Source organism: Nocardia mikamii NBRC 108933 (assembly GCF_001613505.1).
Classification (GTDB): domain Bacteria; phylum Actinomycetota; class Actinomycetes; order Mycobacteriales; family Mycobacteriaceae; genus Nocardia; species Nocardia mikamii.
On record NZ_BDCM01000006.1, the window covers coordinates 271,703 to 293,889 of the forward strand.

At 68.8% G+C, this 22,187-nt stretch carries 19 protein-coding genes; 5 read left to right on the forward strand and 14 right to left on the reverse strand.

What is annotated here, in order from left to right; genetic code table 11:
- Positions 1 to 28: 28 nt before the first annotated feature.
- The 5 genes from NMI01S_RS07940 to NMI01S_RS07960 form a co-directional block, all read right to left on the reverse strand.
- Positions 29 to 454: a VOC family protein gene (locus tag NMI01S_RS07940; RefSeq protein WP_218020940.1), complete on the reverse strand. Its 426-nt coding sequence runs from the start codon at positions 452 to 454 to the stop codon at positions 29 to 31.
- Positions 455 to 624: 170 nt separating this feature from the next.
- Positions 625 to 2,415 (reverse strand): AMP-dependent synthetase/ligase, encoded by a 1,791-nt coding sequence (locus NMI01S_RS07945; protein WP_062995326.1) that lies wholly within the window; start codon positions 2,413 to 2,415, stop codon positions 625 to 627.
- 124 nt (positions 2,416 to 2,539) lie between these two features.
- Positions 2,540 to 3,466: an alpha/beta hydrolase gene (locus tag NMI01S_RS07950; protein WP_062995327.1), complete on the reverse strand. Its 927-nt coding sequence runs from the start codon at positions 3,464 to 3,466 to the stop codon at positions 2,540 to 2,542.
- 22 nt (positions 3,467 to 3,488) lie between these two features.
- Entirely contained in the window at positions 3,489 to 4,319 is an 831-nt protein-coding gene (locus NMI01S_RS07955) for an SDR family NAD(P)-dependent oxidoreductase (protein ID WP_062965948.1), read from the reverse strand.
- Positions 4,316 to 5,935, reverse strand: a complete 1,620-nt coding sequence (locus NMI01S_RS07960; RefSeq protein WP_084512681.1) for a flavin-containing monooxygenase — start codon at positions 5,933 to 5,935, stop codon at positions 4,316 to 4,318. Before NMI01S_RS07960 ends, NMI01S_RS07955 begins: the two co-directional genes overlap by 4 nt.
- A gap of 60 nt (positions 5,936 to 5,995) precedes the next feature.
- Here NMI01S_RS07960 and NMI01S_RS07965 point away from each other — a divergent pair, with 60 nt between their 5' ends.
- Positions 5,996 to 6,655 carry a TetR/AcrR family transcriptional regulator gene (locus NMI01S_RS07965; RefSeq protein ID WP_062995329.1) on the forward strand — a complete coding sequence of 220 codons (660 nt, stop codon included), beginning with the start codon at positions 5,996 to 5,998 and terminating at the stop codon, positions 6,653 to 6,655.
- A 52-nt stretch (positions 6,656 to 6,707) separates the two neighbouring features.
- On the opposite strand, the gene NMI01S_RS07970 is transcribed toward NMI01S_RS07965, so the two are convergent.
- The 5 genes from NMI01S_RS07970 to NMI01S_RS07990 form a co-directional block, all read right to left on the reverse strand.
- Positions 6,708 to 8,459: an MFS transporter gene (locus NMI01S_RS07970; RefSeq protein WP_084512684.1), complete on the reverse strand. Its 1,752-nt coding sequence runs from the start codon at positions 8,457 to 8,459 to the stop codon at positions 6,708 to 6,710.
- Positions 8,460 to 8,466: 7 nt separating this feature from the next.
- Positions 8,467 to 8,994, reverse strand: coding sequence for an MTB12 C-terminal domain-containing protein (locus NMI01S_RS07975; RefSeq protein ID WP_157126083.1), 528 nt, complete (start codon positions 8,992 to 8,994; stop codon positions 8,467 to 8,469).
- A gap of 95 nt (positions 8,995 to 9,089) precedes the next feature.
- Entirely contained in the window at positions 9,090 to 11,102 is a 2,013-nt protein-coding gene (locus NMI01S_RS07980; RefSeq protein WP_062995331.1) for a bifunctional phosphatase PAP2/O-acyltransferase family protein, read from the reverse strand.
- Positions 11,103 to 11,133: 31 nt separating this feature from the next.
- Positions 11,134 to 12,051 carry a DMT family transporter gene (locus NMI01S_RS07985; RefSeq protein ID WP_062995332.1) on the reverse strand — a complete coding sequence of 306 codons (918 nt, stop codon included), beginning with the start codon at positions 12,049 to 12,051 and terminating at the stop codon, positions 11,134 to 11,136.
- Between the two features lie 98 nt (positions 12,052 to 12,149).
- On the reverse strand, positions 12,150 to 13,190 hold the full coding sequence (locus tag NMI01S_RS07990) for a glycine betaine ABC transporter substrate-binding protein (protein WP_062995333.1): 1,041 nt from the start codon (positions 13,188 to 13,190) through the stop codon (positions 12,150 to 12,152).
- Between the two features lie 464 nt (positions 13,191 to 13,654).
- Here NMI01S_RS07990 and NMI01S_RS07995 point away from each other — a divergent pair, with 464 nt between their 5' ends.
- The 3 genes from NMI01S_RS07995 (at position 13,655) to NMI01S_RS08005 (ending at position 16,349) form a co-directional block, all read left to right on the forward strand.
- Complete coding sequence (locus NMI01S_RS07995) at positions 13,655 to 14,329, forward strand: response regulator transcription factor (RefSeq protein ID WP_062995334.1); 675 nt, start codon at positions 13,655 to 13,657, stop codon at positions 14,327 to 14,329.
- Complete coding sequence (locus NMI01S_RS08000) at positions 14,326 to 15,912, forward strand: HAMP domain-containing sensor histidine kinase (RefSeq protein ID WP_084512690.1); 1,587 nt, start codon at positions 14,326 to 14,328, stop codon at positions 15,910 to 15,912. Before NMI01S_RS07995 ends, NMI01S_RS08000 begins: the two co-directional genes overlap by 4 nt.
- 107 nt (positions 15,913 to 16,019) lie before the next feature.
- Positions 16,020 to 16,349, forward strand: coding sequence for a heme-binding protein (locus NMI01S_RS08005; protein WP_062995335.1), 330 nt, complete (start codon positions 16,020 to 16,022; stop codon positions 16,347 to 16,349).
- A gap of 79 nt (positions 16,350 to 16,428) precedes the next feature.
- On the opposite strand, the gene NMI01S_RS08010 is transcribed toward NMI01S_RS08005, so the two are convergent.
- The 4 genes from NMI01S_RS08010 to NMI01S_RS08025 all read right to left on the reverse strand — a co-directional run bounded on the left by NMI01S_RS08010 (position 16,429) and on the right by NMI01S_RS08025 (position 21,015).
- A complete protein-coding gene (locus tag NMI01S_RS08010; RefSeq protein WP_439956243.1) occupies positions 16,429 to 17,649 on the reverse strand; it encodes an NAD(P)-dependent malic enzyme in 1,221 nt (406 codons plus the stop codon).
- A gap of 598 nt (positions 17,650 to 18,247) precedes the next feature.
- Complete coding sequence (locus NMI01S_RS08015) at positions 18,248 to 19,846, reverse strand: FAD-binding protein (RefSeq protein WP_439956244.1); 1,599 nt, start codon at positions 19,844 to 19,846, stop codon at positions 18,248 to 18,250.
- 51 nt (positions 19,847 to 19,897) lie between these two features.
- The gene (locus NMI01S_RS08020) at positions 19,898 to 20,164 is read right to left on the reverse strand and encodes a hypothetical protein (RefSeq protein ID WP_084512698.1); all 267 of its coding nucleotides are present in this window, start codon (positions 20,162 to 20,164) and stop codon (positions 19,898 to 19,900) included.
- Positions 20,161 to 21,015 (reverse strand): PHP domain-containing protein, encoded by an 855-nt coding sequence (locus tag NMI01S_RS08025; protein ID WP_062995614.1) that lies wholly within the window; start codon positions 21,013 to 21,015, stop codon positions 20,161 to 20,163. The genes NMI01S_RS08020 and NMI01S_RS08025 overlap by 4 nt, the downstream gene beginning before the upstream one ends.
- Positions 21,016 to 21,047: 32 nt before the next feature.
- Between NMI01S_RS08025 and NMI01S_RS08030 the strand changes: the two genes are divergently transcribed.
- Entirely contained in the window at positions 21,048 to 22,130 is a 1,083-nt protein-coding gene (locus tag NMI01S_RS08030; RefSeq protein ID WP_062995336.1) for a magnesium and cobalt transport protein CorA, read from the forward strand.
- Positions 22,131 to 22,187: the final 57 nt, after the last annotated feature.

The window sequence follows — 22,187 nt, forward strand, 5'->3', positions numbered from 1 at the left end:
CGGAGAGGACACGGCGTGCGGTCGAAATCTATTCGCCGCCGTACAGATTGATCATCCACGGCACGGAGTATTTGTCGGTGACCATGCCGAACTGCTGTGCCCACTCGGTCTTGCCCAGCGGCATGGTGACCTGTCCGCCCGCGGACAGTCCGGTGAAGATCCGTCCCGCCTCGGCCTCATCGTCCACATCCAGGCAGACGCTGAACGGGACGTTGTCGCGGTTGAGTTGCTGCTCGGGCGGACAGTCCGAGCCCATCAGCAGCTGATCCTCGCGCCACGTCAACGCGGCGTTGGCGATGCGCTTGCCCACCTCCTCGGGCAGGCTCCCGCCACCGCCGTCACCCATATCGCGATAGCGGACCATCTGCAGTTCTCCGCCCAGAACCGACTGATAGAAGGTGAATGCCTCCTCGGCCTCACCGTCGAACATCAGATATGCGGTAGCCGACTTCACGATTGCCTCCTCCGGAATGGATACGGGCCTGCGGCCGGCGGCCACTGCCCCAACAGATGAGACGGCGACAGCCGGGAAAATTCATCGCGGTCGATCGCGCATATCGTCGCACGTCACGAACGCGAACGGCCCGCCTTCGAGAAGACGGGCCGTTCGCCGGACGAGCGGGCTCAGCCGTAGATCGCCTCGACCTCGTTCGCGTAGTTCTTCATCACCACATTGCGCTTGAGCGACATCTTCGGCGTCAGCTCACCGCTCTCCTCGGTCCAGTCGACCGGCAGGATCCGGGTCTTCTTGATCGCCTCGGCGTGGGAGACCAGCTTGTTGGTGTCCTTGACCGCCTTGTCGATCTCGGCGGTCAGTTCGGGCAGCTCGATCAGCTTCTCGATCGGGGTGTCCTCGGGCACGTTGTTGCGGGTCTTCCAGCCCGGCAGCGCCTCCGGGTCGAGGGTGATCAGCGCGCCGACGAACGGCTTGCCGTCACCGACCACCATCACCTGGCTGATCAGCGGATGCGAGCGCAGGGAGTCCTCGAGCATCGCCGGGGAGACGTTCTTGCCGCCGGCGGTGACGATGATTTCCTTCTTGCGGCCGGTGATCGTGATGAAGCCCTGCTCGTCGATGGCGCCGAGATCGCCGGTCTTGAACCAGCCGTCGTCGAAGGCGTCCTCGGTGGCGGTCGGGTTGTTCCAGTAGCCGGCGAACACGACCGGGCCGCGCAGCAGCAACTCGCCGTCCTCGGCCACCTTCGCGGCGTGACCGCCGAGCGGGCGGCCCACCGAGCCGACCTTCAGATGTTCGGGGGTGTTCACCGAAACAGCGGCGGTGCTCTCGGTCAGGCCGTAGCCCTCGTAGATCGTGACGCCGACGCCGCGGAAGAAGTGGCCCAGCCGCGCGCCCAGCGGCCCGCCGCCGGAGACCGCGGACTTGCACTGCCCGCCCATGGCCTCGCGCAGCTTGCCGTAGACCAGCTTGTCGAACACGGTGTGCTTGACCTTGAGCACCAGGCCCGGGCCACCGTTGTCGAGCGCCTGGCTGTACTCCACCGCGGTGTCGGCGGCCAGATCGAAGATCTTGCCCTTGCCGCCGTCGTGCGCCTTCTGCTTCGCGCCGTTGAACACCTTCTCGAATACCCGTGGCACCGAGAGGATGAAGTCCGGCTTGTACTCGCCGAACTGCTCGACCAGCGTCGACCAGTCGGCCGTGTGCGCGACGGTGACTCCGGCGTCGAAGGCCGCCAGCGCGACCGCGCGAGCGAAGACGTGAGCCAGCGGCAGGAACAGCAGCGAGCGATGGCCCGGCTTGAGGAACTGCGGCATCGCGGCACGGTCGGCGGCCGATTCGGCGTAGAGGTTGGCATGCGAGAGCATGACGCCCTTGGGCCGGCCGGTGGTGCCGGAGGTGTAGATCAGCGAGGCCGGCGACGCCGCCTTGACCTGCTTGCGCCGCTCGTGCACGGCCTCGTCGCCGAGATCCTCGCCCCGGGCGACCAGGGTGTCGATCGCGCCGTCGTCGATCACCAGCGGCTCGCCCAGTTCGGGCAGGCCGTCCTCGATCTCGGCGATGGTGGCCCGGTGCCGGGCGTTCTCGACCACGATCAGCTTGGTGGCCGAATCCGACAGGATCCAGCGCGCCTGCTCGGCCGAGGAGCTGTCGAAGATCGCGACGGTGCAGCCGCCGGCCGCCCAGATGGCGAAGTCCAGCACGACCCACTCGTACCGGGTGGAGGCCAGGATGGCGACCCGGTCGCCGAGTTCGATGCCGGAGGCGATCAGTCCCTTGGCCACCGCGGTGACGTGTTTCGCGAACTCCGCGGCGGTGACATCTGTCCAACCGCCCTTGCCGTCCGGCCTGTTGAACACCACCAGGCCGGGCGTGCGCTCGGCGTGCCGGAAGGCGCCATCGGACATATTGGCGTCTTCGGGGATGGTGTAGGTAGCCGGGACTTCGAACTCTCGCATCGGTGCCCTTCCACGTGGTCTACTCGCCAGTAATTTACGCCAGCCGCAACGGCAGGCTCCGCCCGGCCGCCCGGTCGAGAAATTTCGACATGGGTGCGGCCGGACGGAACCTGTCCTACGGCTTCTATCCTATGGATCCGGTTTGCGCTGGTTGCAGCGATTGACCGAGGAATCCCGCCAGTTCGCGCGCGGCGAGCGCGGCCGGCGCCACCAGCGACGCCTGCAGCTGCGAGACGTGCCAGAGCCCGCGCGTCACCGAGAACTGAACCGGCACCTCGGCGGCCCGCAACGCGGCCGCCAGGCGCACGCACTGCGAATGCAGCAGTTCGCCCTCGTCGACCTGGACGTAGGTCGCGGGCAGACCGCCCAGCGCTCCGAGCAGCGGCGCGTATCCGGGATCCAGCGGATCGCCGTCACCCAGATAGGCGGCGGCGCACAACCGCGACCACGCCTTGTTGACCACCAGGTCGCGCTCGCGGGCCGGCAGTTCGTTCGGGTCGGCCCACGGGGCGATCAAACCCAGTGCGGCGGGCCGCATTCCGTGCCGGTCACGCAGGCGCAACGCCAGCGCGAGCGACAGTCCGCCGCCGGCGGAGTCCCCCGCGACCGCGATCTGCTGCGGCGCGAGTCCGGTGGACACCAGCTCCAGGAATGCCGCCTCGGCATCGTCGAGCGCGGCCGGATACGGATGTTCCGGCGCCAGCCGGTAGTCCGGAACGTAGACGGGACAACCGATTTCGCGCGACAGATGCGCCGCCAGCGACCGATGGGTGGCCGGCGAGCCGATGGTGTATCCACCACCGTGCAGGTACAGCACCACGCCCGGGCCGTCGGCCGGTCCGGCGGTCACCCGCTCGGCGGGACGGCCACCGAGCCGCATCCGATGCACCCGGGTGCCGGCGGGCAGCGTCTGCAGCACCGAACCGGCGTCGAGCAGATAGCGCTGGACCTCCCACGGCAGCCGGCTGTGCATGGCGAACCGGAACATCGGCCCGAGGACGGCCCGCGCGACGGGCAGCGGCAAGGACAAGGGTTTCGAAAGACCAGGCATCACAGTCTGTTCCCGCGGCGAATCAGGGCAGGAACCGGCTGTTGACGACGTTCGCGATGCGCTGGTAGTAGGACGCGGTGGTGCGCACGAACAGATCGAGCGCCTTCGCCTCCCAGCCGATCAGCACGCGGCCGTGCCCCTTGCGCACGGCCTCGGTGATGGTCTGCGCGGCCATCTCCGGGGTGTGCAGGGCGAGCTGCTTGTCGAAGAAGGAGGAGAACTTCTGCGCGTCGATCCCCTCGGCGTAGGTGGCGTTGCGCGCCACGGCGGTCTTGATACCGCCGGGATGGACGCAGGTGACCTTGACCGGGTGCTTGCGCGCCATCATCTCCTGGCGCAGCGATTCGGTGAAGCCGCGCACCGCGAATTTGGCCGCGTTGTACGCACTCTGGCCCGGCACCGCGATCAGGCCGAACAGACTGGACACGTTGATCACGTGGCCGTCGCCGGATTCGATGAGGGCGGGCAGGAAGGCCTTGGTGCCGTTGACGACGCCCCAGAAATCGACATCCATGATGCGCTCGATGTCTTTGAACTGGGAGTCGACCACCTCGCCGTGGAAGGCGATGCCGGCGTTGTTGTAGATCTGGTGCACCACGCCGAAGTGTTTCTTCACCTCGTCGGCGTAGAGCAGCACCGCCTCACGCTCGGCCACGTTGAGCCGATCGGACTTCACCTGCGCACCCAGCGCCTCGACGCGGCGGACGGTTTCGGCCAGCCCCTCGGTATCGATGTCGGAGAGGGCGAGTTTCGCGCCCCGACGGGCCAGATTCTCGGCCAGCGCGCGGCCGATACCCGAACCGGCGCCCGTGATCACACATACCTTGCCCGTGAAATAAGCGTCATTGCTCACTGTGCTGCTACCACTTTCAGATCGGGACCCGCGGCCCCGTCGGTCGATCGGGTCGTGTCGTATGCCGCGACGTCGAACTTCTCCGTCAGCTTGCGGAAGCGGAAGGTGAAATCGGGCCACAGCGTGGTGTTGTTGCCGTGCTTGTCCAGATACCAGCTGGCACAACCACCGTTGAGCCAGACGCTGTTGGACATGCGGTCCTGCAGATCGCGGTTGTAGCTGTCCTGCACGTCTTTCCGCACCTCGACCGTACGCAGGCCGCGCTGGTCGAAGGTGGCGATCGCGTCGGCGATGTAATTGATCTGCGATTCGATCATGTACACCATCGAGGTGTGGCCGAGGCCGACATTCGGGCCGAGCAGGAAGAACAAGTTCGGGAAGTTGTGGATCGCGGCGCCCTTGTAGCCCTGCTGCCCGATCTCGTCGAACAGTTCGGTGAGGGTGCGCCCGTCGCGGCCGGCGATCGTCTCGTACACCGGCGAGTCGGTGACGTGGAATCCGGTCGCCACGATGAGGGCGTCGATCTCACGCTCGGTGCCGTCGGCGGTGACGATCGAATTCGCGCGGATCTCACGGATACCGTCGGTGACCACGTCGACGTTGTCGCGGCCGAGCGCCGGGTAGTACTCGTTGGAGATCAGCATCCGCTTGCAGCCGATGCGGAAGTTCGGCGTGACCTTCTCGCGCAGCTGGGCATCCGGCACCTCGAGCCGCAGCTTCAGCCGGGCGAGACCTTCCAGCGCGAGCATGGCCGGCGGGAATTTCGCCAGGCCGACGACCTGCGTTTCGCGGGCGGCGTAGATGGCGGCACGCGACAACTTCTGCACGCCCGGAACGTATTTGAAGGCCAGTCGCTCGGGCAGGGTGTAGGGGCGGTCCATGCGCGGCAGCAGCCACGGGGCGGTGCGCTGGTAGACGTCGAGATGGGCCACCTTCGGCGCGATCGACGGCACGATCTGGATGGCCGAGGCGCCGGTGCCGATCACCGCGACCCGCTTGCCGGTCAGATCCGCATCGTGATCCCAGCGCGCCGAGTGGAAGATGCGCCCCTGGAAATCGTTGATGCCCTTGATATCCGGAAGGTTCGGCTCGCACAGCGCGCCGACGGCGGAGACCAGGATATCGGCGGTGAACGCGCCCTGGCTGGTCTGCACCTCCCAGCGGGCCTGTTCCTCGTTCCACCGGGCGCCGGTCATCTCGCAGTCGAAGATGTGCTTGTCCCGCACGCCGTGACGATCGGCCACGCCCTGGATGTAGGACTGGATCTCCGGCTGCTTGGAGAACGAGCGCGACCAGTTCGGATTCAGCGCGAACGAGTAGGAGTACAGCTGCGACGGCACATCGCAGGCGGCGCCGGGATAAGTGTTGTCGCGCCAGGTACCACCGACATCGTTGCCGCGCTCGAGCACCAGGTAGTCGTCGCGACCCTGCTGGCTCAACCGAATGGCCAGGCCGAGGCCCGAGAATCCACTGCCGACGATCAACGTATGCACATGACGCGCCCCCGCTGCACCGCGGCTCCGCCCGTTACGGCCTTCGCGGCGCTCTCCGTGGTCACCCAAGCTACCGCCTCCGAGCGCGTCGCTACGGCCGTTGTCTGTAACCCTACGACTCATGTATCCAACCCTACGATCCTATTGAGCAGGAGTCAACAGTATTGACTACCGTTCAGTAGGATGGCAACCGTGAGTGACAACGTTCCCGGCACCAAACGGGTGCGGCTGAGCCCGGACGAGCGGCGCGAACAGCTGGTGTCCCTGGGCGTGAAGATGCTGCGCGACCGCACGCTCGAGGACATCTCCATCGGGGACATCGCCCGGCAGGCGGGCATCTCCCGCGGCCTGCTCTTCCATTACTTCGCGTCGAAGCAGGATTTCCAGCGCGCCATCGTGCGCCGCGCCAACGAGGAACTACTCGCTCGCACCATGCCCGACCGCAGCCTCGATCTGTTCAGCATGCTGCGTGACGCGGTCGAACGCTACGTCGAGTACGTCAGCGAGAACCGGATCTCCTACCAGGGCCTGCTCCGCGGCCCCGCCAGCGGCAGCCCCGAACTGATGGCGCTCGCCGACGCCACCCGCAATGCCATGGTCGATCGCATCCTCACCGAAACACCGCTGGCCGCGGACGATCCCGAACTGCCGCGACTTCGCCTGGTGTTCCGCGGCTGGATCGCGTTCGTCGAGGAGACGACCCTGATCTGGTTGCGCGAGGAGCAGATCGGCCGCACCGAGTTGATCGACACCCTGGTCGGCGCACTGCCCGCACTCGCCATGCATCCCGTGCTCACCGAATGGCTCGCCGGGTCGGCCGACGGCAGCGCGCTGCCCGCGTGATCACGGCAGCGCGCTGCCCGCTTGATCACGGCAGCGCGCTGCCTGCGTGATCTCAGTTCTCGTGCACGTATCCGGCCCGATCGCCGCGCCGCGGTAGCCAGAGCGCGGTGACCACGGCGGCGATCAGAATCATGATCGCCGACACCAGCAGCGCCACCTCGAGTCCACGGTGGAAGGCCTCGTAGGTGGCGTGGATGACCCGGTTCACGATCGGTCCGTAGGCGGCCGAGGCCGCCGCGTCACCCCCGGCCGGGACGTTGCCGGTCTCGATGGCGTCGATGACGATGGCCTGGAAATTCGCCGGCACGCCGATCTGCCGCAATCGATCCCGCAAGTCCGAGTTCAGGAAGGAATTGACCAGCGAACCCAGTACGGCCACACCCACCACCGCTCCGACCTGGCGCATGGTGTTGGTGGCGGCGGCCGCCATACCGGAATGTTCGGCCGGAACGCCGGACAGCACGGCCGAGGTCAGCGGCACCACCGCGATACCGAAACCGAGGCCGGCCAGCATCAGGGCCAGCGCCAGCGGCGTGAATTCGACCGTGACGCCGAGGAACTGGCGCGTGAGCAGGATGCCCGCCGCACCGAGCACACACCCGGCGATCATCGGCGTGCGGGAGCCGCGCAGCGCCACCCAGAATCCGGAGATCAGCGAGCCGACGATGATCGCCACGGCCATCGGGCCGAACACCGCGGCGGTTCGCCACCCCGAATAGTCCAGCACCTCTTGCAGATACAGCGCGGTGAAGAAGAAGATCGAGAAGATCCCGAAGTAGACGGCGAACGCCACCACCAGCGCACTGCGTACCAGTGGACGCTCCAGGTAGTGGAAGTCGAACATCGGATTGGCCGCGCGCGACTCGACCACCAGGAAGGCGACGAAGGCGATCCCGCCGATCACGAACAGCGTGATCACCGAGGCGGCCGAATAGCCCACCTGCTCACCGGAGATGGCCGCGTAGATCACGCAGGCGAGAAACGTTGCGCCCAGGACGAATCCGGCCCAATCGACCGGGCCGGGCTGCGGATCGGCGCTTTCCGGCACGAATTTCCACGCCGCCGCCAGCACGATCACGCCGATGATCAGGTTGAACCAGAAGATGGAGCGCCAGCCGAACGCCCCGACCAGCAGCCCGCCGATCACCGGCCCCAGCGCCAGCGCCAATCCGGAGACCGCCGCCCACGCCCCCAGCGCCTTCGCGCGGGCGCCGCGATCGGGGAAGATGTGCCGGATCACCGACAGGGTGCCCGGTTCGGAGGCCGCCGCACCGACGCCCATCACCGCTCGACCGGCGATCAGGATCGACACACTTCCGGCCACCGCGGACAACACCGAGCCGATGGCGAACACCACCAGCCCGCCGACCATGACGCGTTTGCGGCCCCACCGGTCGCCGAGGGTTCCGGCGGTGAGCATCAGACTCGCGAACACCAGCGTGTAGGCGTTCACCACCCATTGCAGCGACACCACACCGGCATGGACGTCGGACTGGATATCGCCGAGGACCACGCTGACGATCGTGGTGTCGAGGAAGGTAACGAACAGGACGGCCGTGACCACCGCGAGCGCCACATAGGGACGCTGTGCGCCGCTCGACACCGCCTGTGCCGCAACGGAATCCGCTGCGACGCCACGGTCCGCACCGGTCGCCGCGCCGGTCTCGGCGTGAGCGCTCACGGCGGGCTCGGTGTCCGGCGCGGTGGATTCGGCCCCGGCTCCCGCTCCGGAATGTGGCGCGGCCGAGGCGGCGCGACGCAGCGACCACCGCGATCGGGCACCGCGGCGGTCCGACGACGTCATCGCGGCCTCAACTGGTCGGCGCGGGAACGATGGTGGGGCCGCCCGGCGCGGCGGGCGTCGCCCCCGGACTCGGCGTTCCCGAGGCCACGCCGCAGACCGGCGGGGCCGCGCCCTCCAGCGTCAGCAGTGCGCAGAAGGTCGCGGCCGTCACCTTCCAGGTGCCCTCGATCTGCACCGCGCCGCCCTGCTGGCCGGACAGCGCCGGTGTGCCGTTGAACAGCACATCGAAGGTGACGTCGGCGTGGTCGGTGCTGGTGCTGGCGACATTGGTGACCTTGGCCGAGGCGGATCTGGCCATCGGTGAATCGGCCTGCGCCTTGATCGCGGCGGCGAACGCGGGCCCGTTCTCCAGCAGCGCGACCTTCTGGTCGGCGGAGGTGGATCCGTCGAAGAAGCGCTCGAAGTTCCGAGTCACCGCCTGGGTCACCGTCGGCGTGCCGCTACTCGACGATTCGGCGGATTTGCTGCCGGAATCATCGCTGCCGCAGGCGGCAGCGGCGGTCACCAATGCGGTAAGTGCGCATGCCGCAAGCATTTTCGCCACTATCGCGCGATCGAACATAAGACGGCCTCCCTCGGTGCGGTAGGCTCGATGATCAACTCGCTCGAAGACTACTCGCCGGAACCGGGCTACGGACGCTTATCGGACACGAACGTGGTATCGGCGAGTTCGGCCAGGACATCGGGCAACTCGGCGGCGACCGCACGCGCGTCGAGCAGCGCCGGATCCACCGAGAGCCCGATCCCCACTGCCCCGTTCCAGCTCAGCACCCCGGCGACCAGCGGAACTCCCGGAGCCGACGGCAGAATCGGAAACACCTGGGTGATCGGCATATTCGCGAAGGTCATCGCCCGTTCGGGACCGGCCATGTTGGAGACGATGGCGTGGAAGAACCGCCCGCCGTACACCGACCGCGCGAATGCCCCGGCGGCCGGTTCGGGGAAAAGCCTGAGCACTCGATCCATCACGAAATGCGAGGCGAACGCGCGGGTTCCGGAATGCAGCCGGTCGCTGCGGGTGCGGATCTCGGCAAGACGCTGCGCCGGGGTCGCGGCCGTCAGCGGAATGTCGATCATCACGGCGGCGGTCGAATTGCCCTCCGCGCCCGACGTGGGGTCGCGCACCATCAACGGCACCGCAACCCGGATCTGCCCGCGCAACCGCTCCCCCAGATCGGGGCGCAGACGCGCCAGCGCCGTGACGGTGAGGCTCAGCAGTACGTCGGTCACCCGGGCATGATGCGAACGGGCCACGGCCCGAACGGTTTCCAGGTCCAGCGAACAGACGGTGAACACGCGTCGCACACAGTCGTCGGGCAGCGTTCCCTTCGGCTGGGCATCGGCGGCCAACTGCGCCAGACCGGCCGCGGTACCGGCGACGGTGGTCCCCCAGCTCGGCGGCTCACGCTCGGCCACCGGCAGATCGACGGTCGGCCGCAGCAGGCGCAGGGCCTGCACCACCGTGCCGATGCCGTCGGCGACCACGTGATGCAGCAGCAGGACCACGCCGACCGCGCCCGCCTCCGGGTCGCGCACCAGAACCAGTCGCCACAGCGGCCGATCCTTGGGCAGGACCTCGGCGGCGAGATCCGTGACCACCCGGCTGATTCCGTCCACCTGACGCGCCACCGCGCTCGGTGTCATGGCCGCTTCGGCCGTGCCGACGGCATCCGGATCGGTGCCGGGAACAGTGCGCTCGGTGACGTGCCAGTCCCAGTCGACCGGACTGTCCACCCAGCGGGCCCGGCGCCACCGCCCCGGCTGGTCCAGACGCTGCCGGAATCGCGGCAGATGTGCCAGCTCGCCTTGGACCAGTTTCCGCACCGCGGCGAGGTCGGTCCCGCCGTCGGCCCGCGGCCGGAACACGACCATGCCGCCCACCTGCTGCGGAATGCCGGTCTTCTCGATGTGCAGGAAGAACGCGTCGGCGGGCGGCACCACCGGCGCTCGCGCGTACCAGCGGTCGACCAGCTGGATACTCGCCGCGACGAAGGCCACCGCGATCATCGCGTCGAGGACGAAGTGGTTGGCGGTCGCGACGATCACGTAGGTGGTCAGCCCGACGTGCAGCGCGCTGAGCACCTGCACGATCCACCCGCCGGAGACCCGGGCCAGCACCACACTCACCCACAGCGCCCAGCCGACGTGCAGCGAGGGGACGGCCGCGAGCTGATTCGCCCCGGACACCAGGGACGAACCCCAGGACCCCCAGGTGTGGCCGGCGACGACGGTGTCGGTGAAGCCCAGTTCGGGCAGCAGTCGCGGCGGGGTGACCGGGAAGAGCGCGAAACACGCGATGGCCAGGATGTTCAGCAGCAGGAACGAGTCGCGGGCGCGGGCGTATTCGGCGCGGCGGCGAAAATACATCCAGAACAGCAGCGCGAACGCACTGACGATGTAGGTGAAGGCGTATTCGTAGTTGGCAAGGGTCGCGAGCAGCGCCCGCGACTCCAGCCAGCGGTTGAGCGGGCGCTCGAAGTCGATCGCGAGCCACTGCTCGAGATCGACGATACGGTGGGCGTTTCGGTCGGCCAGTTCGCGGCGGGCCGGGGTGTGCAGGGCATCGACCGCCAGGTACAGCCCGAATACCGCGAGCCCGGCCGCACAGTCCCGCCACAGCACCGGACGCGACGGATTGCCCACAGAACCGTCATAACACATGCGTCGCAAGCTTTTACGACATCAGGCTGGGCGATTCGTCGGTTATCTCCTCGTTACCGGCATAGAAGGCGCGGGCCAGCGGCGAATGCGCGAGTCCGCCGATACCGGCCGCGATCAGCGCGCCGGCGACCGCGACTCCGGCCAGCGCCCCGGGAGTATGCGGCAGCTCGACCTTGAAGGCCAGCACGCCGACCACGTAGCTGACGATCGGATTCGTCACGCTCATCGCCGCGATCGCCCAGGGCAGCGGCCCGGCGGCGAAGGCGGTCTGTTCCAGCACCAGCCCGCTGAGCGTGGAGACGGCGAGCAGATAACCGGGCCAGTCGGTGGCGGTGGCGGGGACGCCGCGATAGACCAGATCCTCTGTGGTCAACTTCATGAAGACGGCGCTCATCGCGAAACAGACGCCGGCGGCCACCGCCACGAGGTTCGCGGCCACCCAGATCGGGCAGCGGATGCTGATCAGGGCCAGCAGCGCCACCAGCCCCGCGGCGGAGAAGGTGGCCAGCAGCACGCGGCCACGATCCGGATCCCCCGACAGCGGCGCCACGCCGCCGACGCCGAACAGCACGCCCAGGCCGGCGCAGACCAGCAGTGCGAACCAGATGTCGCGACCGCGCGGGCGACGCCGGCGTCCGAACGCCTCGAGCGGGACAGCGAACAGCAGCTGCGTCGACATCAACGGCTGCACGGCGGCCACCGAGCCCAGATGCAGTGCTACCGCCTGGGTGAAGAAGCCCGCGAGATTGGTGATCCAGCCGCGCAGCCAGGTGCCACTGCGCAGCAGGCGCTGCATGAGTGTGGTCATACCGAAGACCCGGGCCGCCCGGGGTTGTTCGGCGACCACGGTGCGCGCCGCGCGTTGTTGCAGATAACCGGCCGCGGCGAACAGGAATGCGGCCAGCACTCCCAACGCGATGACCAGGACCATGCGGACCCCCGCTCAGGTGATCTATTCGCACTGTACGCCCGAATCCGTCTCGGACCTGATCATGGACGATGGGCGGGAACGGCGGACGAGCGGGGTACTCAGAGGGCGTGTTCGTCGAGCCACATGCGGGCCAGGTCGGCCGCCGAGGCGTGTTCGTCACGGACGCGGCGGACCATCGTCGCGAGGTCGGCCGTGGTGAGTTCCCCGGCTACGTAGTTGAGTTTCTTGATCTGCCGCTGGTCCAAGGCGCCCTGGCGCAGCAGCGGGACGACGTTCTGGGCGCGGAAGGCGTACGCCGGATCGGTGACGACGGCCGGTTCGGTGCCGCCGGCCGTATCACCGGGGCCGCCCGGCAGCAGTGCGACGGCCGAGGTGAACACGCCCGCGTCGACAGTGCCGTCGCGCAATGCCTTTCGCAGTGCGGCATCACCGGGAAAGCCGACGTGGTGGGTGATATCGCAGCCGTAGACCGTGCGCAGCGGCGACACCACGTCGCGTTGCGGGTCCGGCGGCGTCCGGAGCGGGTCGAGTTCGCGCCCGCCGGCGATGCCCACGGTCAGCTCACCGCAATGCTCGGCGAGGTCGGCGGCATTCGCCGGATAGCGCGCGGCCGCGGCGGCGCCGAGTGCGAGCTGCGGCCGCAGATCGGTGGCGTCGGCGAAATCGGACACCGTCAGCCCCTCCGGAACGGCCCGGCTCAGATCGTCGGCGACCGAGCCGATCGAGCGCGCCTCGAACGTCATCGGCGTCCCCGCGGTCCTGTCGATCGGCGGGCCGGGCTCGTGTTGCGCTGCGACGGTCGCGGCCGTCGCGCGATCGGGCGCGGTCGCCGAGGACGAGGAGTCGAAGGCGGTCAGAAGATCACCACTGGTGTCGCCGACCAGCGTGATCGTGCCCGCGTCCAGGGCCGCCAGATAGTCCGCGCGCTGTCCGAGATGCTTTCTCACCGTGGTCCGCGTGCCGGTGCGCGCGAGCGCCTGGGCGTAGATTTCGGCGACGACCTCCGACTGCGCCGAATCACCGGCGCCGACGGTGATCGTCGACTCGCCCTCACCGTTGGCACATGCCACCGCCACCGTGGCGGCGGTGACGGCCACCAGCACCCGGGCCGTCACTCGCACCGATCCGGCCAATCCCATCCGGCGACACCCACTCCCGATAGTCAGCGACAACCACATCCGGCGGCCGAGGGGCGCCCCGGCACAGGAATCGTAGGTGGGCCGCATCCGCACCGCCGATCCGCACCCGTCCGGCCGATCGAGCCGATGCGGGGTCAGCCCGCGATTCCCGCTGTGCCCGACTCCCCGTACGGGTTGCCCTCCCGCGGTCGCGAACGTTCGTTCGCGCGGCGCAGCGAGGCGATTTCGCGTGCCGCCCGCCTGCTCCGCTGCCGCTTTTCCGATGTGCCGTCGCCGGTAGCGCGACGCCCCGTCACCTTCTCGATGAATCGACGAATTCCCAAGTGCACCAACCTTTTCCAAATCCCGATAACGGTCATTCTACGCCCGCCCACCGACAAGTAGGGGCGCTCGCGCAGAACCGCGCACCCGACTCTCGAGCAGTATTCAGCGAGGTCTCAGCCCGGGCGACGAATAATGTGCGGGTGCAGCCGGGACGCATTCTCGTGATCGAAGACGCCGACGCCATTCGCACGGCGGTCGCGGCGGCCCTACACGCCGCCGGGCACGAGGTCCTGGCCCGTGAGCACGGCGATCGGCTCGAGGCCGATCTGGAGCGATTCCGACCCGATGTCGCCGTCCTCGACGTGATGCTGCCGGGTCGCGACGGTTTCGGCCTGCTCGAGGTGGTGCGCGCCCGCAGCGGCGCCGGTGTGGTCATGCTGACCGCGCGCGACGGTGTGGAGGACCGGGTGCGCGGACTGCGCTCCGGTTCCGACGACTACGTGGTGAAACCGTTCGACCTGGCCGAACTGATGGCACGGATCGAGGCGCTGCTGCGGCGGATGGGACGTATGCACAGCCGCATCACCATCGCCGACCTGGTGCTGGAAACCGATTCCGGCGTGGTGCTGCGCGGCAGCGAACCGATCAGCCTCACCGCCACCGAATTCAAACTCCTCGCCTACCTCGCCGCCCACCGCGACCGAGTCGTCACGAAGACCCAAATCCTCACCGCGGTGTGGGGTTACGAGGACTACGACCCGAATCTGGTCGAGGTCTACGTCAGCGCGGTGCGCCGCAAACTGGAGGAACACGGCCCGCGCCTGCTGCACACGGTGCGCGGTATGGGCTACGCGTTACGGGCGAATCCGCGATGAGCGGCGACCCGGATGACATCGCACCCGCGTCGCCCGGTCCTCCGGACGATTCCGGGACTTCCCGGCCCGGTTCCCCGCCGGGCCGAGACCGGCTTTCCCCCGCACCGTCCGCAGCGGAACCCGAACCGCGCACCCTGCCGACGATATCGCTACGACGCCGGGTAACCGTCACGGCGGCAGCGGTTTCCGGCCTCGCACTGATCGTGGTGGCGCTGGCGGTGCACAGCCTGTTCGGAATCGTGGTGGCGCGCAGTGAGAACACGGTACTGACCGACCGGGTCCAGCTGGCCCGCCAACTCGCGCGGCAGAACACCCCGCCCACGGAATTGATCACACGCCTGGACAATCGCTCGGTGCGGGCGCGGCTGATCCTGGCCGACGGCAGCGTCTACGGCGGCCTCTCGCCCCGGCACGCCGGTGAGGGCAGCGCCCGCACCAGAACCATCACCCTCGCCGGCGGTGCGGTGGACCACGCCCGGCTCACCCTGCAGGTCGATACGCCGCTGCTGGACAAACTACGGTCGCGCCTGGGGCTGGTTCTGATCGGCGTGACCGCGACCGCGCTCGTCGTCATCACCGCGGCACTGTGGTTCGGGCTGCGGCGGGCGCTGGCGCCACTGGATTCGATGACCGGACTGGCCCGCGAGATCGCCCGCGGCGGCCGCGGCCGTCGCCTCTCCCCCGCCCGCACCGATACCGAATTGGGCCGCACCGCAAGCGCTTTCGATGAGATGCTGGACGCCCTGGAGGGCGCCGAAGCCCGGGCGCGAGCCTCCGAGCAGCAGATGCGCGCCTTCGTCGGCGATGCCGCCCACGAGCTGCGCACCCCGATCGCGGGGATCAAGGCCATGGCCGAGGCGGTGCTGCACCAGCCCGCCGACGCCGCCACCGAAGAGCGCGAACACATGTACCTGCTGCTGGTGCGCGAGGCCCAGCGAGCCGGACGGCTGGTGGAGGATCTGCTGGATATGGCTCGCATCGACGCCGGCCTCACGCTGCACCCGCAATCGGTCGATCTCCACGAGCTGGTTCGCATCCAGCTGGACCGACTGCGAGTCCTGCATCCCGATATCGATGTCCGACTCGTCGGCCGGCCGGTGCGGGCGGTCGTCGACCCGGAACGCATCGGCCAAGTTCTGGTCAATCTGCTGGCCAACGCCCGCCAGGCCGCGGGACCGGGCGCAACGGTGAGCGTCACCGTCGCCGGCCCCGCTGTGCCGGGTCACGAACCGGGCGGCGACCCGCATGCGATCGCCGCGCCGGCCCCGCCGCACGTCGGGTCCCCCGTCGCCGAAATCCGCGTCACCGATACCGGTCCGGGCGTACCCGCCTCGGAACGCGAGCACATCTTCGACCGCCTGGTCCGTCTCGACGCCGCCCGCGACCGTCGCCGCGACGGCGCGGGTATGGGCCTGGCCATCGCACGCGGGATCGCCCGGGCCCACGGCGGTGACCTCCGCTGCGTCGAGCCGCCGCCCGGAACCGCGGGCGCGGTGTTCGTCCTGACGCTTCCGGCGGCCCCGCTGTCGGCCGGTGGTCACCACGGCCCCGCGGCGAGCGCCGACAGCCTTCCTCGTTTCTGAAGGTCGGCTGAAGATCCCTGCGGTCCACTCGGCGTTTTCAGGGTCCTTTCAGATTCGGCGCGCAGATTCGGATCCGACATGATCCCGTCACGAATGGAGTTACCGGTATGAAGCGCACTGTCGCCGCCCTGCTGGCCGGCACCGCCGGAATCGCCGCCCTGGCCGTCGCCGTGCCCGGCGTCGCCTCGGCCGACGCCCCGCAGTGCAGCCCGCAGGCACGCGCCCAGGTTCAGGCGCAGACCGCTCCGCAGGTCGCCGCATTCCTGGCGAGCCACCCGGATCTGGCCGCCGAACTGGCCAAGGTGAAAGGTATGCCGAAGGATCAGCGCAAGGCCGAGATGCGGGCCTACCGCCAGGGCCACCAGCAGGAGCTGAAGGATTTCCGCGGCGTGCGGCAGCCGATGATCGACTACCACAAGTCCTGCCACCAGAAGTAGCGGGCGCGCCTCGGCATCCGAATAACGCGAGGGCGCCCCGGAAGTTCCCGGGGCGCCCTCGTTGTGTTCGAATCCGGTGTTACGCAACACCTTCCGCGCGCGCGGCGGCGGCCACGGCCTCGGCGACCGCCGGCGCGACCCGGGGGTCGAGCGGGCTGGGGATGATCTTGTCGACCGAGAGCTCGTCGGCCACGACACCGAAGATGGCGTTGGCGGCCGCGACCTTCATACCCTCGGTGATCCGGCGCGCACCGGCATCCAGCGCACCCTTGAACACGCCCGGGAAGGCGAGCACGTTGTTGATCTGGTTCGGGAAGTCGCTGCGGCCGGTGGCCACGATGGCGGCGTAGCGGTGCGCGACCTCCGGGTGGATCTCCGGGTCCGGGTTCGACATGGCGAACACGATCGACTCCGGCGCCATCGAGGCGATCAATTCCTCGGCGATGGTTCCGGCCGACAGACCCAGGAACACATCCGCACCGGCCAGCGCCTCGGCCGCACCGCCGGTGATGCCACGCGGGTTGGTGCGCGCGGCCAGATCGGCCTTCACCTCGTTGAGGTCCGCGCGGTCGCGGCTGACGATGCCCTTCGAGTCGAGCACCACCACATCCGACACTCCCGCGGCCAGCAGGATGTTCGAGCAGGCCACACCCGCGGCGCCGGCACCGGAGACGACCACCTTCAGGTCGGCGATATCGCGGCCCTGCACCTTGGCCGCACCGTTGAGCGCCGCCAGCACCACGATGGCGGTGCCGTGCTGGTCGTCGTGCATGACCGGGCAGTCCAGCGCCTCGATGACGCGCTTCTCGATCTCGAAGCAGCGCGGGGCGGAGATGTCCTCCAGGTTCACCGCGCCGAAGCTCGGCCGCAGGCGCACCAGGGTCTCCACGATCTCGTCGACATCCTTGGTGTCGAGCACGATCGGAATCGAGTCCAGCCCGGCGAACTTCTTGAACAGCGCGGCCTTGCCCTCCATGACCGGCAGCGACGCCCGCGGGCCGATATCACCCAGGCCGAGCACCGCGGTGCCGTCGCTCACCACGACCACCAGGCGGTCGGTCCACGTGTAGCGCTTGGCGAGCGCCTCGTCCTTGTGGATGGCGCGACTCACCTGCGCGACGCCCGGCGTGTACGCGATGGACAGATCCCGCTGGGTCTCCAGCGGTGCGGACAATTCCACCGAAAGCTTGCCACCGAGATGGCCGGCGAAAATTTCCTCGTGCGTGATAGCGGACAGATCGGTCGTATCGGTTTCACGGCTCGCTGTAGTGGCATTCGGTGCGTCAGTCACAGATGACACGATTTCACTCCTGCTCGGTCCGGGCTGCACCGGCTCACGGTTACCGCCGGGTTTTCGTATTGAAGGTCTTCGAAATTCGAACGATGTGCGCCGACCGGGCGTTCACGCGGTCGCGCAAAACCGATCGGTGATTACATCGCGGCATGCCGTGGGGGTAATACCGGCCTAGGTACTACCGACTAGGGCATACGCGCGTTTGCGCCTTTGCGGGCTTGCTTCTTCGCGATCTGGCCGCGCACGATCCGTCGAACGAGAACCGGACGGGTGGTCCGGGCAAGGCTGCGGGGTGATCCGCGGATCGGAGCCGTGCGTCACGAACCGAAAGTCACCAACCGTCCCGGACCGGGCGGTGGCGTCGGCCGGGAATCCGCAACATTCTGCCAGTACGAACAGGGAGTTGCAAAATCGCTCCTCGGCCGGGGCGCGATCCGCTCGATGCGGGCCGGCCCGGGGCCGGGTGTCTACTGCCATCTTCCGAGGGTAGGGCCGCCGAATTACCTGCGCGTAAGGGGAAACTCGCCCGTGCTGGGAAGCAGCGGTGAACAGTCCCACCGGGACCCGGGACGCCGGTGTGAGCTCATGGCGCCCCTCCGGCATGTCACGCCGGGCGCACCCAGATCTCGTTCACGCCGCCGGTGAGCAGCCGGCGGCGCCAGTCGCGGGCCGGGCCGGGATGATCGGTGCGCCGATGCAGGCCCCGGGTTTCGGTGCGGGCCAGGGCGCTGTATTTCGTCCAGCGGGCCACCGCCAGCAATGCCGCGGCCTGCCGGGCCCGGACCTGATCGGCGCCGGTGCCGCCGAGTCCGTATTCGGTGACCGGCCACATCGCGTCGAGTTCGGCGATGCTGTCGCGCAGACTGCCCGCACTGCGCCAGTAGCTGCGCCGCAGCGGCAGCGTATGTTCCTGCACCAGCCCGATCACCGCACGGGGATCGATGCCGGCGCGCGCATCGGCGCCGGGGCGCGAATTCAGCCCCGCCCCCGGAACCGGACGCGCGTCCCCGATCCGGCCGCGGCGGCGAGCGAACCGCGCCGCGCCCGATCCGGCCCACATCCCGGACGAGATCGCCCACCCGCCACCGTGCCCGTCGAAGCCGCCGACGGCGCCGGTGACGGGTTCCCGCGAGGCCACGTCGCCTGCGGCGTACAGTCCGGGAACCGTTGTGGCGCAATCGAATCCGATCAGCCTGAGGCCGCCCGAACCACGCACGGTTCCTTGCAGGACCGGACGCAACCGCACCCGGCCGGACCGAGGTTCGATCGACGACGCGGCGGGACCGGCACCGGCGGTCGCGGACACCGCCGTGGTGCCCGCGGGCGCCGCCGACGCCGGGCCGTACCGGACCGCGGGCCCCGGCGGAATGTCGGCGTAGACCGCCTGCCCCTGCGCCAGCGCGGCGAGGGCCGCGGACCGGGCGGTGAAGTCGTCTCCGTCGATGCGAGCCCCCGATTCGTCGTACAGGTTCGCGAACCGGGGCTCGCGCAGATCGCTGATGGTGGCGAGACCGTACGCGCCGGAGAACTCCATCCCCGACAGTTCGGTGCCCGCCTCCACCGCCATCAGCAGGCCCTCACCGGTGTCCACATCGGTGCCGGCGCCACCGGCCAGGAATGCGCAGCCACCCGTCGCGAGCACCACCGCACCCGCGCGGATCGTCCAGCCGCGGTAATGGTCGTCGCCGGCCAGCCCACCGGCCCCGCACACCACACCGTCGCCGTCGACCAGCAGATACAGCGCCGGATGATGGTCGACGACCTGCACACCCAACCGGAACAGGGTGCGCCGCAGGGCCGCCAGATACCGCCGTCCCTCGAGATGGACGCGCGTCGCGGGCCCGTCTCCGGCCTGCCGGTATCCCCAGCGCAGCAGATGGGCGATGCGGTGATGCGTTTCGCCGAGCACCCGGTCCATCCACTCGGGGTCACCGAGGTCGCCGCCGTACGCCAGACTGCGCGCCAGTGCCCGCTCCCGATCCGGCCCCGGCGGGATATCCCACAGTGCGACAATGCCTTTCGACGTCGGACCGCACTCCCCGCAACGGCCCTTGTCGACCAGGATCACCCGCGCTCCGGCCGTCGCCGCCGTCAACGCCGCCCAGGCGCCCGCCGGACCGCCGCCCACCACCAGCACATCGGCGGACGCCTCCGCCGCGATCTCGGATTCCGCGCGAATAGTGGACCGGCTACGCACGCTCACAAAGGAAAATATTCGGCCACAATTCATCCGGCCGCAACTGTTACGCGGAGTCTAATTCCACCATTGCGTAACCAATAGGTAACCCGCCGCCACAAAGACGACCAGCGATCCGAAAAACGCCGGAATTCCCCGACGCCGGTCGGAAAAAATTTGCGCACCGAGCGCCAGCACCGCCATTCCTATATGCCAGGCGACACTGCTCGCACCCGGCCCCGGAAATCCGCGCCGCACCCCGAGGACCGCCGCGACGACGACGACCGCGGCGAGCACCACCAGTCCGGCGGCCACGGTTCCGCTGAGCGCCCGCACGACTCTCACGAGGCGATCACCGCGACGCCGCTCGCCTTCTCGGCCAGTCGCTCGAATTGCTCTGCGTCCGTGGTGCATTCACCCAGGCCCACGGGTTTGTCGGCGCCGTGATAGTCCGAGGATCCGGTGCCGATGAGGTCCAGTTCGCGTGCCAGCTCGCGCAGCACCGCCCGGTCGGCCGGATTGTGATCGGGGTGATCGATCTCGAGCCCGCCCAGCCCGTGCCCGGCCAGATCGCGGATGTCGTCGATCGCCAGCAGCCGCCCGCGGGTGCGGGCACGCGCGTGCGCGACCACCGTCACTCCACCGGCGGCAGCGACCATGTCCACCGCCTGCCGCAGCGGGGTGTCGGCCTTCTCCACGTAGTAGCGGCCGCGGGGTGCGAGCAGATCGTCGAAGGCCGCGCCGACCGTCGGGACCACACCGGCCTCGACCAGCGCTCGCGCCAGATGGGGTCGACCCGCCGCCGGGCCCGCGGCCGCGAGAACCGCGTCCGGATCGATCGGCAGGCCGTCGGCCACCATGAGATCGGCCATCGCGCGCACCCGCGAGACCCGTTCGGTGCGCAACCGCTCGCGTTCGGCGGCGAAGGCGGCATCGGCCGGATCGAACAGGTAGGCCAGCAGATGCACCGGCACCGGCCAGCCGTCTTCCCCCATGCCGACGCAGGACATCTCCATCCCGCGCACCAACCGCAGCCCGGCCGGCAGCGCGGCGACCGCCTCGTCCCAGCCGGAGGTGGTGTCGTGATCGGTGATCGCCACGACGTCCAGCCCCGCCGCGGCGGCCGCGCGCATCAGATCGCCGGGAGTATCGGTGCCGTCGGATGCGGTCGAATGGGTGTGGAGGTCGATGCGCACGCGTTCCATCTTGCCCAACTAGCATCCGGGAGGTGCCCTCGATACCGCCGTTTCCCCCGTTCCGTGGCTCCGGGAGGTCGCGGCACGGGCCGCAGCTGCCCCGGATCCCGGTTCCCACCGCCCGCGCGATCGTCGACTGCGGTGTCTATATCGACGGCCACCGGCAGTCCGGGCATGTGACCCCGTCGGCCGCGCTGGCGCAGGTACGCGAGCGCGGCGACGGGTTCGTCTGGGTGGGTATGCACGCTCCGGACGCGGACCAGATGGCCGAGGTGGCCGAGATTTTCGGCCTGCACGAACTCGCGGTCGAAGATGCCGTGCACGCGCATCAGCGCCCCAAACTGGAACGCTACGACGACACCCTGTTCCTGGTGCTGCGCACCGTGAAATACCTCGAACACGACCCCAATTCGGTCAGCGAGATCGTGCAGACCGGCGAGATCATGATCTTCGTGGGCGCGAATTTCGTGGTCACCGTCCGTCACGGCGAGCACACGGCGTTGAAGGTGGTTCGCGAGGAGATGGAGAAACATCCCGAACGCCTGGCGCTGGGGCCCGGGGCGGTTCTGCACGCCGTCGCCGACCACGTGGTGGATTCGTATCTGCTGGTGACCCAGTCGGTCGAAGACGATGTGGAGGGGATGGAGGAAGAGGTCTTCACCCCGCGCAGCCGGCTCACCATCGAGGCCATCTATCAGCTCAAGCGCGAGGTGGTGGAGTTGCGCCGGGCGGTCAACCCGCTGTCGCTGCCGCTCCAAGTGCTCAGCCGCAGTTCGGAACTGCCGATGCCGAAGGAGATCCGCCGCTATCTGCGGGACGTCGCCGACCACCACACCGCGGTCGCCGAACGGATCAGCGATTTCGACGAGGCGCTCAGCGCGCTGATCAACGCGGCGCTGGCGAAGGTCAGCGTCCAGCAGAACACCGATATGCGCAAGATCTCGGCCTGGGCGGCGATGGCCGCGGTGCCCACCATGATCGCCGGGATCTACGGCATGAATTTCACCCATATGCCGGAGCTGTCGTGGACCTACGGCTACGGGATGGTGTGGGTCGTGATCCTGGTCATCTGCGGCGCGCTGTTCGTCGCGCTGCGGCGCAACAAATGGTTGTGAGGCGCGAGTCGTTCCGAGATCCAGGGTTGAGCCGCCGCACCTCGGCGCAACGCCCGC